Genomic DNA, 16,382 nt, shown 5'->3' on the forward strand with positions numbered 1-16,382 from the left:
CCAAAGAGTTTTTAAATACAATAAATTAAGGTGAGATTATTAAATTTTTAGAAGGAATAGTTGATTTCCTACAAAAAAATGTAAAAACAATATTTTCCTATCCCGGAGAGCAGATACTTCCACTTTATAATGAGATAGAAAATAGTAGTATAAAAAATATTATGGCTAAAGATGAGAGAGGATCTGGCTTTATGGCTGATGGTTATGCAAGAATAACTAACTATATAGGAGTTTGCTTGGTAACTGCTGGACCAGGAAGCACAAATTTAACTACTCCAATAGCTAATGCTTACAAAGATAATTCCTCAGTATTAGCCATAACTGGAAGATGTGAAAGAAAATATATTGGTAAAAATTACTTCCAAGAGATTAATATGGATTTCTTAAATTTTTACAAAGGGTATTTTATTAACAACGATGATATAAATTCTATTGTTTCAGCATTTAGAGATTGTCTATACAACAAAAAGCCAGTTCAGATAAATATTCCCTCTGATGTATATAAAGATAAAGTTGATGAAAATGATTTATATAACAATAATATATATTATAATAATGACAACGAAAATGGTAATGGAATAATTGATATAGATAAAATAAACTCCGAACTGTCTAATGCTAAAAAACCACTATTTTTAATTGGACAAGGGATTTATGGAAATTTAAGTTATAATGAAATGCTAAAAATATCCAAAATTTTGGAAAAATTAGATTGTCCAATATCTACAACATTTCCAAGTAGAGGAGTTATTGATGAAAATTTAAATAACTGTGTGGGTTTAGTTGGTAGAAGAGGAGATATAAAATCTTTATTGGAGGCAGATAAGATAATAAATTTTGGTTCGTCACTTTCATACAATACTTATGTTGAAAGTGTTAGGGAAAAACTTTTAAAGAAAACTGTAAATATAAACCTAAAACCAAAAAGTATTAAAGAGTTAAAAGAATTTTTTAAAGATTTAAGTATAGATAACAAAAACTGGTTTTATAACAAAGAAAATAAATTCTCTCCTAATGGAGATTATTCAACTAAAATAAATGAAATAATTGAAAGTATTCCAGAAGATTCTATAATAGTTACAGACGCTGGAAAACATACGGTATTTACTTGCCTATTAAAAAAATGCGTTGTTCCAAGAAATATTATTTCATCTCATTCGTTTGGTTCTATGGGCTTTGGTTTGCCAGCATCTATAGGAGTTAAATTTGGATGTATTGACTTTAATATTGATAGAGATATTATACTGATTAGTGGGGATGGTGGCTTTTTAATGAATATTGAAGAATTACAGGTAGTTTCTGAACATAATTTAAAAATTTTAATGATTGTAATGAAAAATAATAAATTGGCTGAATTTTGCAAAATAAAAAATCCTAACTTTAATAAATTGGCTGAAGCCTTTGAAATAGATAATTGCTACATAGAAAAAGCTGATGAGATTAGTTCAACAATTAAAGAGTTTTTAAAGAAAGATAAGCCATTATTAATGGTTATTGAGACAGAGGATGAAAAACTACCTAACCCAAATATATAAATTTTTAAAATTATTAGTTGATTAGATAATTTAAATTACTAAATTAATGGAGGGATACTATGGAAGTTTTAACTGAGTTATTTAACATTTTATCAAAAGATTTACACTTTAATGTTACAAAATTGGACTCTAAAACTTATGAACAAAATTGGAAAGTTCCAGAAGGATTTATTTCCATAATTGGTTTAGAAAATGCTAAGATGCCAGTATTTTACTATGGATTAACAGATTCTTACAAAGAGGAGTATAAGCTTAAAAAAGTTGTTACACCTAAAGGACAAAAACAGGTTTTTGCAAGACTCTACTACATATTTGACAGAAGAGATATTATAGAAAAAGAGAAATATGTTGTTGCGAATGCATTTAATGGACTTTTATTACTTATAAAATTTGATAAAAATGAATTTATTGAAAAAGCAATTGAAATGCTAACAAGAGGTTATGAAGAAGATGATTTTATTAAAGAAGTTATTAATAAGGTTAAAGAAAAAAATATGTTTGACTCTGTTGAAGAAACTATAAGATTTATGGCTAATAGAGATTATAACTGGATTATTGGAAAAATAAAATACAATGTAGGTAGTTTAGAGTATTCTGGACAAGGTTTCTATTTACTTCCTATAAAAACAAATATGCAGATAACTCCGGGGCTAAAAATTGAAAATGGTAAAGTTATTATTGACTTGGAGAATTCACATTTATTTAAAAACTTTATTGTATATGTGGATACTATCAACAACAAAATAATCTTTAACAAACAAAGATTGTGTAATAAAACACCAGCTATATTAGAAATAATGTCAAAAATTGATGACAACACTTGTCCTTGGTGTGGTGCTAAATTAAGAGTAGTTAAAACAAAAAAAGGAGAGTTTTTAGGTTGTACAAATTACCCAAAGTGTTTGTATAGAAGATTTCCAAAGAAATAATTTAGTGTCAAAGGAGTTAAAAAAGGGGTCTATCAAACATGGATAATTATAGACAAATATCCATATTCCAATATATCGTTTATATCATATATTCTCGTATCTCATCTTTTCGCTACCATATTTTTTTATTTTGTTATTATATTAATATATAAATATTATTTGATTTTAGACACACTCATCCGTTTAGTAAATCATATATACCCTTTTGTTCTATATAATGAACAACATAATAAAGTGAGGTGAATATAGTGGACAAAAAGGATAGCCTATTAGTAGCTGTTGGAAGAAGGATATCCAGATTAAGAAAGGAAAGGGGGATTACATTATCGGGTCTTGCCAAAGTTGCTGGAATTTCAAAATCAACGCTATCTACTATAGAATCTGGGGATGCGAATCCTACAATATCTACATTGTGGGCAATAGCAGATGCCCTTAATGTTCCATTCGGAGAACTTCTTCCAGAAGAATTTAAGGAGGTTGATGAGTCTGGAATAACTGTTCGACTTATAGAACGATCGGAGGGAGAGCCAAAAATTGAAGTTTACAAGATGATCCTAAGCCCAAAGAGTGTTAGAAGAGCTAATCCCCATCAAAAAGGTGTGATTGAGAAGGTTCTCGTAGTAAGCGGTAGCATGCTAACAGGACCAGTATCATCTCCTAAACTCTTAAAAGCTGGAGAAGAGATGGAATTCAAAGCTGATGTGCCTCACGTATACATGGCTATGGATGAAGGAGCAACAGCAATAATCACAATAAAATATCCATTGCTTGAGGACTCTTATAATCAATACGACATTATTAAGCCGTTTCCGGAGAATGACGTTGAATGGGATGGCTTAAAATCCTTGTTAAGCAGGTTAAGTGAAGAATCTCTTTTAGGTATCCCAGTATTTAGAATTGAACTTCATGGAGGCTATACGAGAGATGATCTAAGAAAACTAAAGGACATCCTTTATTCGCTTAAAGTAAAAAACCTAAAGCCCCACCTAATTGAAGATAACCATAGGGTATTAATATACTTATTTAGTACCTTTCCGGGAACTTTTAGGAGTTTTGATTCAGTTAGCTTAAATGACAAGAAATTCCATGAAGCGGTAAAAATTCTTAAACTCTCTAATAAGCAAAAATTATCAGAAGATGAGTTTAAGTATTTACAAGATTTAACAAGTGACTCATCATTCTTGCTAAGTGTCTTAGCATCAGAAGTGCTCTTAATCCATGCATATCCTACAATTCCCAATATAATTCTTAAGTTATACGAAAAAGACGTAAAGATATTTTACAAGCCTAAAACGTCATTCGAAGAGAGGATTAATGTCGGTTTATACAACGCTTTTGAACCACTTCACCCCGGTTATGCTCGGCAAGCATTGTTTATTGCTTATATCGTCAGAAAATACTTTGGAGATGAAAAAATTCAAGCCCTTGATGTAGGAACTGGTCCAGGTCATCACTTAAAAATGTTATATGAGTTAGTACCTTACCTTAGTGTTCTATGCGTAGAAAATAGCCCAAAAGCCATAGAATACCTTAAAAATAATCTTAAAGGGTTTAATTTTGGTTATATTCTTGAAGACTTCCTAGAATTCAAGTATTATGATAAAAAGGTGCCGTTGATAATTTCTGTCGGCTCATCTCATCACATGAATACTCTGTTCTTCTTAGAGAAATCATATGATTTACTTGAAAATGGTGGTATTCTGATTGTTTCCGACGAGTTTATCTCACCCTACCATGATCGCTTAGAAAGAGCGAGGAATATTATATCCCATCATACGAAATACATGCTGGAAACTTTGGTTGAAATACCAGAAAATGCTAATCTAACGGATGAAGAAAGAAGGTTAGTCAAACTTTTATCGAGAAATATACCTTTGATTTCATATCTTGCAGAGATTGGAGAGGTTAGAACTGCTATGAGCTATGCATTTCAACTCTTTAGAGATCTCAATAGGATTTTAATTCCTCCCAAAATCTCTCATCCGTTTATATCTTACTACATATTTCAATACTTAGAGCTATCAGCAATGATTGCAGGTCTTGATTACGAAGTTGAAAGAAAAACGTACCCTGAAAGGTTTAAATCACTTGCAGAAGAAACTGGATTTTCTTTATTACACCACACGAGAATCTATGCCACTCACGGAGCAAACGAGATGGACGCGGGAACACACATCTTCGCTCTAAAAAAGGAGGGGTAAAGATGTTTAAAAAGGGATTGATTGCTAGCTTTCCAATAGTGATTGGTTATATCCCTGTTGCCATAACTTTTGGAGTAACTGCGTTGGCGTTAGGATTCAATGAAGTCGAAGCAATTCTTGCATCAGCATTAATCTTTGCCGGAGCAAGTCAATTTGCATTAATTTCACTTGCATCGAATTCGTTAATTGATGCGGTAACTATTCCAATAATTTTAAATTTAAGGCATATAGTTTACGGTTGCATAGTATCTCAAAGGTTTGAAATAAGAAATCCGTTTATAACTGCATTTGGATTGACGGATGAGGTTTTTGCAACATCTTTAAACGCTCCAAACAGTGAGAGGTTTAGTTGGGGTTTAGAATTGGGAGCTTATCTATCTTGGGTTTTGGGAACTGCGATTGGTATTCTTGGTGGAGCAGTTTTACTTTCTAATGAAACTTTAGCTCCTTCTCTGGTGTTTGCACTTACAGCTTTATTCTTAGTGCTCTTAATTCCCAACCTTAAAGGATATCACACGCTATCTGCGTTAATTGGAGGGACTATCGCTCTAATATTTCATTACTTTGGATATACTTCAATGGGAATTCTACTCGCGGGTATTTTAAGTCCAATAGTGGTTCTAAAAATCAAAAATAGGTGATAAAAATGATAGAACACTACGTAGCAATAATATTGGTTGCGATAGGAACATATCTATCAAGATTTTTACCAATATATTTTAATGAAAGATTTAAAAGGTTAAAGGGTTTTAACGAATTCCTTGCGTATTCATCAACAGCCTTAATATCTGCACTTTTCATTACATCGCTCGTATCCTTTCCAGTTGAATTAAAAAACACAAGTATAAGTATTGTAGCGTTAGCATTAGTCTTTGTATCTTACAAAAAATGGAAAAATTTAGGATTTTCTGTATTAATCGGAGTGATAGCACATTTATTATTATCTTTGGTAATTAAAAATTTCATAACATTAATAGTATAATAGTGTTGATATAAAGAATGTGTCCACTTAATAAAATCTTCACTAAACTAACTGGTTATACTACAGAATAAATTTATATTAAAAATTAAAATTATATATACAAACCTTTTGGTAATGAATATCTATAAATGTATATATTTGTCCATGAAAAATTTAACTGTTTCAAACGGCTTTCAATATTTATTTTAAATTATTTCTTTAAATAACTACAAACTTTTTCAAACATCAAATCAGTAGGGTCTTCTAACTCAATAACACCAAGTTTTTTTCCTAAGTTTTCTTCAACATAGTCTATTATTTCTTTAATATTGATTGTATGGATCATTCTACCTTTTTCAATTAAATATTTATCAACTCCAAGTAATTCTTGAGGATAGCAGGATATTGTTGGAATTCCAAGAATAGCACTCTCTCTATTCATAGTTCCTCCTGCTCCAATCATAAAATCAGAGTGATATAATAAAGATAAGGCATCAATTGCTTCCTTAGGAACAATAACATTGAGTTTCTCATAATTTATTCTCTGATAATCATCTCTTGGAAAAACTACTATATTACAGTCAATTCTTTTTTTTAGTTCTTTTATAATATCTGGCAAAATATCCTTGTGTCCATTACAATAGGAAGAATTTGGACATGGTCTCATAACTATTGTAGGTCTATTATTATCAATATCTAATTTTTTTAGAATATCGTTATCTATCGGGTAATAGCCATTTAATCGAGAATTTACATTTGCCACTTCGCAAGTTCCATCAAAGCTTATAAAATTTCTTCCTCCGCAATCTTTAAGCTTTTTTTCATCAGTTGCTATTGGTTTTATAATTTCATTTGCCAATGGAAGAGTTAATCTATTCTGAGCCTCTGCATATTCATTATCTACAACAAAAATAATTGGAATGTTTAAGCCAAAGGCAACTCTTGGCAATTCTACTGAATGTTTTGCTATTGCCACTTTTGGTTCTACATTAGATATTAATTCAGATAAACCAATAACTCTCTCAGCGTAAAAAATTAATTTTTCTTTTAATGTTTTTCCATGCTTTCCTATACATTTTCCTACAAAATTGTAAATTTTAACTAATTTATCTAAATTTTTTGAATCTCTGTAAGTTAATAAATATTCTATTCCTTCCTTTTCAAATTTTTTTATTAATTGACAAAAATAATGAACATGAGGAGCATTTGTTAAGTCAATCCAAACATCCAATATAACCACCTCTTAAAATAAATAAACTTCTACAAACTCTCCTTTTTCATAACCTTCAACATTTTCTGGAATTAGTATATAGCCATCACTTCTTGTTAATGAAGATATAACTCCACTTCCTGTTATTCTTATAGGATCAACATATTTATTTATTTTCACTCTTACAAAATCAACTCTACCAAGTTCTGAGGCAATGTTTCTTTTTAGAGGCATTATTATTTTTTTCCTTTTTGTGAAAAATCTTTGAATAAACAATTCAAATTGAACTGCTGACGCTACTGGATAACCAGATAGCATAAATATTAATTTGTTATTTACAACTCCTAAACCAAAAGGTTTTCCTGGCCTTATATTTACTCCATGAATTAAAATGTTACCTAACTCTTTAACTGTCTCTACCGTTATATCTCTCTCACTTACAGAAGTTCCACCAGTTATTAATAAAATGTCATTTTCTTTTAATGCTAATTTTATAGTATTTTTTAATGAATCTTTGTTATCTTCCACTATATCATAAATTTTTCCATTAAATCCAAGATTTTTTACTAAACCATATAGCATATACACATTGGAATTTATAACTTTTCCATTTAATTTTTTAATATCTTCTTCAATATTTTCAACATCTTCTAAACTAACAAGTTCATCCCCAGTAGGTATTATTCCAAATTTTAAGTCATAAACATTAACTTTTTTTATTCCTAAGGATGCAAGTAAATTTAAATGATATGGATTAATTATGGTTCCTTTTTTTAAAACAATTTCTCCCTTTTTGACATCCTCACCAACTTTTGATACATTCTCATTAGGATAAACAGATTTATAAATTTCAACAAAGTTATTAATTTCATTACAAAATTCTTTCATAACTACGGCATCAGCGTTTTTTGGTAGTTTTTCTCCAGTAAATATTATTTTCGCCTCTCCAGAAGATATTTCATCATTATTAACAAGATTTAGTATTATAGGATTTGTTTCAGAAGCCCCAAATGTATCTTCAGCAATAACTGCATATCCATCCATTGCCGCTCTATTAAAATATGGTAAGTCAATAGGAGAAATAATATCTTCACATAACACTCTATTTAATGACTCGATAAGATTAGCTTTTTTAATTTTTTTATTTTTTTCAATATATTCAAATAAATTATTAAAAACTATTTTTTCGGCATTATTTAATGGCATCAATTTTTTTATTAGCTTCATTAGGATCACCCTCTAAAGTTAATAATTACATTCAATATTTTTATATAATCTTAAATAAAAATAATAGATTAAAAATAATTCAGATGGGGATTAATATGTTATTTTTGAAAGTTAGAGTATTAGATATTGACTTGGAGAATTTAGTTTTAATAAATTCTGAAGATTTAAAAAGTTCCCAATACTTTCCTCAGGATAGAGTAGTAGTTAAATTTAATGATAAGGAAGTTATTGGCGTTTTGTATTCTTCAACCAGTTTGATAAATAGAGGAGAAGTGGGATTGCCTAAAAAACTTGTTAAGGAATTGAATGTTAAAGAAGGAGATGTGGTTACAATAAGACACGCTGATAGACCAAGATCTCTTGGATATATTAGAAAAAAAATGGATGGTAATAAATTAAAAAAAGAAGAAATTTTTGCAATTATTGATGAAATGGTTGATGGAAAATTAACAAATATTGAAATTTCTGCCTTTGTTACATCTTTATATATAAATGGAATGGATATGGATGAAATTGAAGCAATGACAATTAGAATGGCTGAAACTGGAAAAATGGTTGATTGGGAGACACAAATATTTGATGTGCATTCAATTGGAGGGGTTCCTGGAAATAAATATGCTTTACTTGTAGTTCCTATCGTAGCATCTACTGGCTTAAAGATTCCAAAAACATCTTCAAGAGCTATAACTTCTGCCGCAGGAACAGCGGATGTTGTTGAAGTATTAACAAGGGTAGATCTAACTATCGAGGAGATAAAAAGAGTGGTTAAAGAAACCAACGGATGTATGGTTTGGGGAGGGGCATTAGAATTGGCTCCTGCAGACGATATAACTATAAATGTAGAAAGACCTTTGGGGATAGATCCTAAACCACTATTATTGTCAAGTGTTATGGCTAAAAAATTAGCAATGGGTGTTAATAAATTATTAATTGATATTCCAACTGGCTATGGAGCAAAGGTTAAAAGTATAAAAGAGGCATCAAGTTTAGCAAGGAACTTTATTGAGTTAAGCGAAAGATTAAAAATAGTTACTGAATGTGCAATAACCTATGGAGGACAACCAATTGGAAGGGCAATAGGTCCAGCGTTAGAAGCAAAAGAGGCATTATTGGCATTAGAAGATTACAAACAAGCTCCAACGAGTTTAGTTGAGAAATCTATATCTCTTGCAGGAATTTTATTAGAGATGGGGGGAGTTTCTCCTCCTGGAGAAGGAAAATATATGGCTGAAGATATATTAGCAAAGGGTAAGGCTCACGATAAATTTATGGAAATAATTGTTGCTCAGGGAGGGAAAGAAGTTAGTTCTGAGGAAATTGAAGTAGGAAAATACTACACTGATATACATTCTCCAATAGATGGATATGTGACAAGAATATCTAACTCAGGAATTACAAGAATTGCCAAAGAGGCAGGAGCTCCAAATGATAAAAAGGCAGGAGTATATTTAAATGTAAAGGTTGGAAATAAAGTAGAAAAAGGAGATGTTTTATATACAATATACTCTGACTCTGAAGAAAGATTAAAATCTGCTGCAAAATTGGCAAGAATATTGTATCCTGTTAAAGTTGAAGGAATGTTATTACAAAAAATTTCAAGATTTTAATATTTAATTAACTAATTTTTTATTTTTTTTAGAGAATATTTTAACTTAGGGCATGATAATAAAATTAAGTTATATAATTCGCTATTTTCTGTTGATTTTAATATCTTATGCATTATTTTTTCATTGTTAATATGAGGTTCAATTATATGCCGCACTAATACAATTTTAATACCCATATATCTTGCTTTGGAATTGATAATTTTTAAATCTTCCAAGATTTTCTCTACATTTACATTATTTACATTATTCATAATAATGTCACCAAACATTAACAATAATATTGACAATATAGTAATAATAACAAAACAAAATTACCTAAAATAAATTCAACAAATCTTAAATATAAATTAAAAACTAAATAAATAGAATTTACTTAATAATAGATAACATCTATTATTTATAAATTTCTTGCATATAGTTATATATTTATTTATGTAGGTTGTTTTTATTATCTACTTTTTTTATTTGTTTAGAATAGTTTAGTTTATGTCTTTTAATCTTTATTTTATATGTTTTTTCAATATATTTTAACTTCCTATACTCCCTTTTAGTAATAATAGTTATTGATCTTCCCTTTTTATCAAATCTTCCAGTTCTTCCAATTCTATGCATATATGCTCTTGGGTTTTGAGGTAGATGATAGTTAATTACACATTTTAAATCATTAACATCAATACCTCTGCACATTACATCTGTAGCTATTAAAATTTTAATTCTTTTTTGTTTAAACAATCTTATTATCTTTTCTCTTCTTGGTTGTTTTAAATCTCCATGTATTGCTTCTGCTTTAAACCCAATATCTCTCAATTTATCCCTTAACTCTTTAGTATCTTTTTTAGTATTGCAAAAAACTAACCCATAAAATTCATTATTTTTTAATAATTTACATAATGTTTTAAATCTTTCATTTTCCTTAGTTTCAATAAAACTCTGATCAATATTTGCAGTAGTTTTAACCTTTACAAATTCATAGTTTTTCATATATTTTTTACAGAGATTTAATATCTTTTCTGGCATCGTTGCTGAAAACAAAAGGATTCTTTTATTTTTATTATTGCATGAATTTAAAATTTTTTCAACATCTTCAATAAATCCCATATCCAGCATTTCGTCAGCTTCATCTAATATGAAGTATTTAACATTCTTCAAATTTATGGTGCCTCTATTTATGTGGTCTAAAATTCTCCCCGGTGTTCCTACAACTATGTTAGCGTTTTTTAAATCTTTAATTTGTGGATATATTGGCTTTCCACCATAAATTTTAGCAATTTTTAAATTTTTGTTTCCTTTTAGTGATTCTATTTCATCTGCAACTTGAATTGCTAATTCCCTTGTAGGTGTTAAAATAATTGCAGATAATTTAGAGTTTTCGTCTATAAGATCAATTAATGGTATTCCAAATGAAGCGGTTTTCCCACTACCAGTTCTTGCTTGTGCCACAATATTACAATTTTCATTTAAAAATAAAGGAATAACTTTTGTCTGAATATCAGTTGGCTTTTCAAAACCTTTATTTTTAATAGCATTTAATGTATTTTCTGATAAGTTTAAGTCATTAAAATTCATTTATTTCACATCCCACTAAAATTTGTTCTACTATATATTGATGCCAAAAAAGAGATTTCAGCATCTTCTAATCCATTAGTTTTAATAGTATAAAAATATTTGGTTTAATATTGAAAATAGTTTTATCCAATAAAAAGACATTTATTCCCAAAAAAATATTAATTATTCTTCTATTTTTATTTTGAAAATTAATTCTTTTCCTTCTTTTAATTTTTTTACTATCTCTCTATTAATATCTTTTGCTGATTTATTTGCATTAATCATTAATGTTCTTGGACATATATAGTTACTCTTTCTAATAACTATGTCTGTTGGATGATTTAAAATTAAATCTTTATGCCCTTCTCCTATTATTGTATCTTTTATTCCTTCAACTTCAATCTCTACAATGATTTTTTTAGCATTTCTAAGTTTTTCTTTAAATTCTTCACTAAAATCAGCCATAGATTTATCTGCCTCTATACCTATAATGCAATGTCCAGTAGGTGTTAAATAGTTTTCTTTTGTAATCTCTAAGGTTGTTTTATGAGTTGCTGAGACATTTTTATGCCCTTTAGCCTTTATTATAAATTCCATAAAAATCCCTCGTAAAATTAATTTTTATTTATAGATTCCAAAAAAATCTAAAATCTCATAAGGATGCTTTAATACAATAACATCTTCTAATTCTTTTAATTTTTTAGTATTTTCAGCATCTATTTTTCTAACTCTCATTTTAATTTCTTTTCCTTCAATTATTGCATTATATTGGCAGATTTCTTTACAATTTCCACAACCCACACATTTTGGTAAGTATATTTCAACAAAGTTGTCTCTTTTAATTATGGCTTCATTAGGACAAACTTTTATGCATTTTAAGCAGAGTTTGCATCTCTTTCTATCTATGGAGTATGGAAGTTTTGTTATAACAATCCCCTCTTTGTAATCAACAGGAACTATTAATGATTTAACAAATCCCTTTCCTGCCTGAGCTATTGCATTTGTTACTAAGCTGTCAGCTATTCCATTAACTACCTTAGCAACAGTATTTCCAGATGTTGGAGAGCAAATTAAGAAGTCATATTTCCCTAAGCTTAATCTTCCTGTAATTGGAGATGAATAAGGATGCTCCCTCTCTAAAATTAACTCTTCATAATAATTTCCATTGGAAATATATTTTAATTCTTCAAATAAACCATACATCTTTACTACTTCCTCTCCAGCTCTTGATACTAAGGTGGTTACTTTTAAATCTTCAATCTCTTCCTTCAATTTTTTCATAACATCAAAACTCTCTCTTAATAAATGCCCAGCTCCTGTAATACACCAAACAATCCTCATGTATATCCCAGAGTAAAGTTTAATAAATGATTTGATGATAATATATTTTATAACTCCTCCAAACTCAAATTTTTCAATCTCTCAGCAATGTAATCAATCATCTCCTTTAAATTCTTCATATTGTCAAAACTATCAATGATTTTTAAAAGCTCTTCTCTATCTTTATTTTTAAATTCTCTAACATATTTGATTAGTAGAGGTAGAGCCCTTGTTAATTCATCAACTATTGTTATAGTAGATTTTCTTGCAGTTCTTGATAGTGGATTTAAATCTATTGATATGACTTTTTTTCCCATATTAACTAATGCCTCCGTCCTATCTCCATCTTCTAATGGAACTAAAACAACATCCGCACTAAATATTCCATCCTCTGAAACCTTTCCTCTCAAGCTGTCTAAGTTTGGAATCTGTTTGTTAGCATCATCAATACCCAAAATTTTTATCTTTCCTGTCTCTATATCCTCTTTAAATTTCTCTTCAAATTCTTTTTTTATAGCTAACTCTCTCTCCTTAGTTCTATAAAATAAATTAACTTCTATTTTTCCATTCAATTCTTTTGCAAGTTCAACAACTTCATCTATAGCCAATGCTACTGTATTACCATTAACACTTATCACTGGATTTTTAGCTAAAACTAAATAAGCAGCAGATACTTTTATTGATTTTAAAGCTATTGGTGTAGTTTTTTCTCCAATTAAATAGTCAAATGTCTCTCCTCTACCATGAGCTATTAGCCCAGCTTTAGCTAAAATCCCTTTATTTAGTGCTTCAATAATTTTTTCTCTCTTCATTAAAGATTCATATCTTGGATGTGTTTTTGGAATCTCCATTATGTATCACCAAGTTTTTATATGGTTGTTTGTAATAAAACTTTTTGTATATGAGATAATATTTAAGGTGGTAATAATGAAACTACATGAATATGAAGCAAAGAAAATATTTAAAGAGTATGGAATTCCAGTTCCAGAAAGTTTTTTAATAAATAAAGGAGATGATTTAAACAGCATAAATGTTGATAAAGAAGTTGTTTTAAAAGCTCAGGTTTTAGTTGGTGGAAGAGGGAAAGCAGGAGGGATTTTATTCGCATCAAACAAAGAAGAATTTATAAAGAAGGCTGAAGAGCTATTTAATAAAGAAATTAAAGGAGAAAAAGTAGAGAAAATTTTAGTTGAAGAAAAATTACCAATAGAAAAAGAATACTATGTATCAATTATTATTGATAGAGACGCTAAAAAACCGTTAGTTATTTTCTCAACTGAAGGGGGAGTAGATATTGAAGAAGTTGCAGAAAGAGAGCCAGAAAAGATTATAAAGTATCATATTGATGTTAAAAAACCTTTCTTACCATATATAGCGAGATGGATAGTTAAAGATGCTAAGTTACCAAGTAGTGAGATTGGTAAAGTTGCTGATATAATCTATAAATTATACAAAATCTTTAAAGATTTGGATGCAACAATGGTTGAAATAAATCCTTTAGTTATAACTAAAGATGGAAATGTCTATGCCGCTGATGCAGTCCTTCACTTAGATGATGATGCAGCATTTAGACATAATTATGAGATATTTGAAGAATACAAAAACAAAGAAAAGTTGCCATTTGCCTATGTTGAATTAGATGGAGATGTTGCTGTTATAGGAAATGGGGCTGGTTTAACATTGGCAAGTATGGATATAATTAACAACCTCGGCAGAAAACCAGCTTGCTTCTTAGACATTGGTGGAGGGGCTGATACTGAAACAGTAAAATTGGCTCTAAAAAAAGTTTTAGAAAATAAAAATGTTAAAGGAATATTTATTAACATATTAGGAGGAATAACAAGATGTGATGAAGTTGCAAAAGGAATTATTGAAGTTCTAAAAGAGCATCCAAATATAAAATTTGCTGTTAGAATGATGGGAACTAATGAGGAAATTGGTAAGAAGATTTTAGAAGAGCATGGAATTCCTTATGAAACCTCTATGGAAGAGGCTGGAAAAAAACTTATTGAAATGCTATAAATAATTAATTTTTTGGTGGAGATGATGATATTAGTTACAGGTGGGGCAGGTTTTATTGGTAGTCATATAGTGGATGAACTTATTAAAAAAAACTATGATGTTATAATTTTAGATAATTTAACTACTGGAAATAAAGATAATATAAATCCTAAGGCAGAGTTTGTTGATGCAGATATAAGAAATAAAGATTTAGATGAAAAAATCAATTTTAAAGATTTAGAATTAGTCATTCATCAATCAGCTCAAATAAATGTAAGAACATCTATAGAAAATCCAATATATGATGCAGATATTAATATTTTAGGAACATTAAATTTATTAGAGTTTATGAGAAAATATGACATTAATAAAATAATATATGCTTCTTCTGTAGGTATATATGGAGAACCAAAATATCTCCCAGTAGATGAAACTCATCCAATAAATCCATTATCTCCTTATGGTTTAAGTAAATACTGTGGAGAAGAGTATATAAAATTATATAATAGATTGTATGGATTGGAATATTGTATTTTAAGATATTCGAATGTTTATGGGGAAAGGCAAGACCCAAGAGGAGAGGCGGGAGTTATTAGTATCTTTATAGATAGAATGTTAAAGAATCAAAGTCCTATTATTTTTGGAGATGGGAATCAAACAAGAGATTTTGTATATGTCAAAGATGTCGTTAAAGCCAACTTAATAGCATTTAACTGGAAAAATGAGATAGTTAATATAGGAACAGGTAAAGAAACTTCTATAAATGAACTTTATAATATTATAAAAAATGAAATAGGTTTTAAAGGAAATCCAATTTATGACAAACCAAGAGAGGGAGAAATTTATAGAATTTACTTAAATATAGAAAAAGCTAAATCATTAGGTTGGACGTCAGAAACTGATTTAAGAGAGGGAATAAAAAGAGTAATTAACTGGATGAAAGATAAAAAAAATATAAATAGGTAATTGTTTATTTATCTCTATGCCTAATAATAAAAACATACAAAAGGTTGAGAGTATGGACAATGTAGTATTAATAGGGAAGAAGCCAGTGATGAACTATGTTTTAGCAGTTTTAACACAATTGACAAATAATGACGAAGTAGTAATAAAGGCGAGAGGAAAGGCAATTAATAAGGCAGTAGATGTTGCAGAGATGATAAGAAACAGATTTATTAAAGACATTAAAATTAAAAAAATAGAAATAGGAACTGACAAGGTAAAAAATCCAGACGGTAGGGAGGTTAATGTTTCAACAATAGAGATTGTTTTAGCAAAACCATAACCAAATAATTTTTATTTTTTATTTTTAAACTTTTATTTTTTTAAAGTTTTTATTCTTTGTATTTTTAATCTTTAAAACAACTGTTATGGGTGTTAATATATGCTTAATTCTATAAAAATTAGTGCTATAGTTCATGCTACTGAAGATGAAGATAAAGTTTTAGAGGCTATAGAATTTTTTATTCCAGAGGATGTTGATGAGGAAAAAATAAACTTGGAAGTTGTTGAGACAGAAGGTTACTTTAGAAATCCAATAAAAATTATAAATGTAAGTGTAGAAGGAAAAGAGGCAAAAAAAATATTTAATCATATTATAGATTTAATAAAATCAGATGAAAGAAATATAAATAAATTAAAAAAAGATTTACACCTTAGAATAGAGGATAACAAATTTTATGTTAGATTTGATAAGCAAAAGGCTTATTTAGGAAAATGTAAAGTTATGGACGGTGATGATGTCATTAGGGTAGTTTTTAACTTCAAAATATTTTCTCCAAAAAATAAAGAAGAAAAAGTTAAAGAAATTATTAAAGAATATCTTTCAATCGAATAAAAAAATTGG

Annotated in this window: 17 protein-coding genes; 10 read left to right on the plus strand and 7 right to left on the minus strand. The window is 28.9% G+C overall.

All coding sequences use genetic code 11. The annotated features are described in order from the left end of the window. Positions 1–38: 38 nt before the first annotated feature. The 5 genes from KMP69_RS02205 to KMP69_RS02225 all read left to right on the plus strand — a co-directional run bounded on the left by KMP69_RS02205 (position 39) and on the right by KMP69_RS02225 (position 5,647). On the plus strand, positions 39–1,535 hold the full coding sequence (locus KMP69_RS02205; protein ID WP_214400723.1) for a thiamine pyrophosphate-binding protein: 1,497 nt from the start codon (positions 39–41) through the stop codon (positions 1,533–1,535). 59 nt (positions 1,536–1,594) lie between these two features. Further along, on the plus strand, positions 1,595–2,464 hold the full coding sequence (locus KMP69_RS02210; protein ID WP_214400332.1) for a topoisomerase DNA-binding C4 zinc finger domain-containing protein: 870 nt from the start codon (positions 1,595–1,597) through the stop codon (positions 2,462–2,464). 248 nt (positions 2,465–2,712) lie between these two features. Beyond that, positions 2,713–4,665 carry a helix-turn-helix domain-containing protein gene (locus KMP69_RS02215; protein WP_250543616.1) on the plus strand — a complete coding sequence of 651 codons (1,953 nt, stop codon included), beginning with the start codon at positions 2,713–2,715 and terminating at the stop codon, positions 4,663–4,665. Positions 4,666–4,667: 2 nt separating this feature from the next. Then, positions 4,668–5,306, plus strand: coding sequence for an AzlC family ABC transporter permease (locus KMP69_RS02220; RefSeq protein WP_214400334.1), 639 nt, complete (start codon positions 4,668–4,670; stop codon positions 5,304–5,306). 5 nt (positions 5,307–5,311) lie between these two features. Continuing rightward, entirely contained in the window at positions 5,312–5,647 is a 336-nt protein-coding gene (locus KMP69_RS02225) for an AzlD domain-containing protein (RefSeq protein ID WP_250543617.1), read from the plus strand. 190 nt (positions 5,648–5,837) lie between these two features. Here the strand turns inward: KMP69_RS02225 and KMP69_RS02230 are convergent, their stop codons facing one another. Beyond that, positions 5,838–6,857 carry a DUF354 domain-containing protein gene (locus tag KMP69_RS02230; protein WP_214400335.1) on the minus strand — a complete coding sequence of 340 codons (1,020 nt, stop codon included), beginning with the start codon at positions 6,855–6,857 and terminating at the stop codon, positions 5,838–5,840. Between the two features lie 12 nt (positions 6,858–6,869). Next, a complete protein-coding gene (locus KMP69_RS02235) occupies positions 6,870–8,063 on the minus strand; it encodes a molybdopterin molybdotransferase MoeA (RefSeq protein WP_214400336.1) in 1,194 nt (397 codons plus the stop codon). A 95-nt stretch (positions 8,064–8,158) separates the two neighbouring features. On the opposite strand from KMP69_RS02235, the gene KMP69_RS02240 reads away from it, so the two are divergent. Beyond that, positions 8,159–9,670, plus strand: coding sequence for an AMP phosphorylase (locus KMP69_RS02240; RefSeq protein WP_214400337.1), 1,512 nt, complete (start codon positions 8,159–8,161; stop codon positions 9,668–9,670). A gap of 11 nt (positions 9,671–9,681) precedes the next feature. Here KMP69_RS02240 and KMP69_RS02245 read toward each other — a convergent pair whose 3' ends face one another. The 5 genes from KMP69_RS02245 to KMP69_RS02265 all read right to left on the minus strand — a co-directional run bounded on the left by KMP69_RS02245 (position 9,682) and on the right by KMP69_RS02265 (position 13,386). Further along, positions 9,682–9,921, minus strand: coding sequence for a hypothetical protein (locus tag KMP69_RS02245; protein WP_214400338.1), 240 nt, complete (start codon positions 9,919–9,921; stop codon positions 9,682–9,684). A gap of 175 nt (positions 9,922–10,096) precedes the next feature. Next, the gene (locus KMP69_RS02250) at positions 10,097–11,236 is read right to left on the minus strand and encodes a DEAD/DEAH box helicase (protein WP_214400339.1); all 1,140 of its coding nucleotides are present in this window, start codon (positions 11,234–11,236) and stop codon (positions 10,097–10,099) included. Positions 11,237–11,398: 162 nt separating this feature from the next. Next, a complete protein-coding gene (locus tag KMP69_RS02255) occupies positions 11,399–11,812 on the minus strand; it encodes a DUF371 domain-containing protein (RefSeq protein ID WP_214400340.1) in 414 nt (137 codons plus the stop codon). 24 nt (positions 11,813–11,836) lie between these two features. Next, positions 11,837–12,556 (minus strand): dihydromethanopterin reductase (acceptor), encoded by a 720-nt coding sequence (locus KMP69_RS02260; protein WP_214400341.1) that lies wholly within the window; start codon positions 12,554–12,556, stop codon positions 11,837–11,839. 47 nt (positions 12,557–12,603) lie between these two features. Continuing rightward, entirely contained in the window at positions 12,604–13,386 is a 783-nt protein-coding gene (locus KMP69_RS02265) for a 4-phosphopantoate--beta-alanine ligase (RefSeq protein WP_214400342.1), read from the minus strand. Between the two features lie 76 nt (positions 13,387–13,462). Between KMP69_RS02265 and sucC the strand changes: the two genes are divergently transcribed. The 4 genes from sucC to KMP69_RS02285 all read left to right on the plus strand — a co-directional run bounded on the left by sucC (position 13,463) and on the right by KMP69_RS02285 (position 16,373). After that, on the plus strand, positions 13,463–14,557 hold the full coding sequence (gene sucC / locus KMP69_RS02270; RefSeq protein WP_214400343.1) for an ADP-forming succinate--CoA ligase subunit beta: 1,095 nt from the start codon (positions 13,463–13,465) through the stop codon (positions 14,555–14,557). 24 nt (positions 14,558–14,581) lie between these two features. Beyond that, positions 14,582–15,502 (plus strand): SDR family oxidoreductase, encoded by a 921-nt coding sequence (locus KMP69_RS02275; RefSeq protein ID WP_214400344.1) that lies wholly within the window; start codon positions 14,582–14,584, stop codon positions 15,500–15,502. A gap of 52 nt (positions 15,503–15,554) precedes the next feature. Further along, positions 15,555–15,821, plus strand: a complete 267-nt coding sequence (albA, locus tag KMP69_RS02280; protein ID WP_214400725.1) for a DNA-binding protein Alba — start codon at positions 15,555–15,557, stop codon at positions 15,819–15,821. Between the two features lie 99 nt (positions 15,822–15,920). Further along, complete coding sequence (locus tag KMP69_RS02285; RefSeq protein ID WP_214400345.1) at positions 15,921–16,373, plus strand: RNA-binding domain-containing protein; 453 nt, start codon at positions 15,921–15,923, stop codon at positions 16,371–16,373. Positions 16,374–16,382: the final 9 nt, after the last annotated feature.

The organism is Methanocaldococcus lauensis (genome assembly GCF_902827225.1).
Classification (GTDB): Archaea; AGJL01; Methanococci; order Methanococcales; family Methanocaldococcaceae; genus Methanocaldococcus; species Methanocaldococcus lauensis.

Coding starts and splice junctions, on each gene's coding strand:
- KMP69_RS02210 (WP_214400332.1), top strand. CDS start 1,595: ATGGAAGTTTTAACTGAGTTATTTAACATTTTATCAAAAGATTTACAC.
- KMP69_RS02220 (WP_214400334.1), top strand. CDS start 4,668: ATGTTTAAAAAGGGATTGATTGCTAGCTTTCCAATAGTGATTGGTTAT.
- KMP69_RS02225 (WP_250543617.1), top strand. CDS start 5,312: ATGATAGAACACTACGTAGCAATAATATTGGTTGCGATAGGAACATAT.
- KMP69_RS02235 (WP_214400336.1), bottom strand. CDS start 8,063: ATGAAGCTAATAAAAAAATTGATGCCATTAAATAATGCCGAAAAAATA.
- KMP69_RS02240 (WP_214400337.1), top strand. CDS start 8,159: ATGTTATTTTTGAAAGTTAGAGTATTAGATATTGACTTGGAGAATTTA.
- KMP69_RS02245 (WP_214400338.1), bottom strand. CDS start 9,921: ATGAATAATGTAAATAATGTAAATGTAGAGAAAATCTTGGAAGATTTA.
- KMP69_RS02250 (WP_214400339.1), bottom strand. CDS start 11,236: ATGAATTTTAATGACTTAAACTTATCAGAAAATACATTAAATGCTATT.
- KMP69_RS02255 (WP_214400340.1), bottom strand. CDS start 11,812: ATGGAATTTATAATAAAGGCTAAAGGGCATAAAAATGTCTCAGCAACT.
- KMP69_RS02260 (WP_214400341.1), bottom strand. CDS start 12,556: ATGAGGATTGTTTGGTGTATTACAGGAGCTGGGCATTTATTAAGAGAG.
- KMP69_RS02265 (WP_214400342.1), bottom strand. CDS start 13,386: ATGGAGATTCCAAAAACACATCCAAGATATGAATCTTTAATGAAGAGA.
- sucC (WP_214400343.1), top strand. CDS start 13,463: ATGAAACTACATGAATATGAAGCAAAGAAAATATTTAAAGAGTATGGA.
- KMP69_RS02275 (WP_214400344.1), top strand. CDS start 14,582: ATGATATTAGTTACAGGTGGGGCAGGTTTTATTGGTAGTCATATAGTG.
- albA (WP_214400725.1), top strand. CDS start 15,555: ATGGACAATGTAGTATTAATAGGGAAGAAGCCAGTGATGAACTATGTT.
- KMP69_RS02285 (WP_214400345.1), top strand. CDS start 15,921: ATGCTTAATTCTATAAAAATTAGTGCTATAGTTCATGCTACTGAAGAT.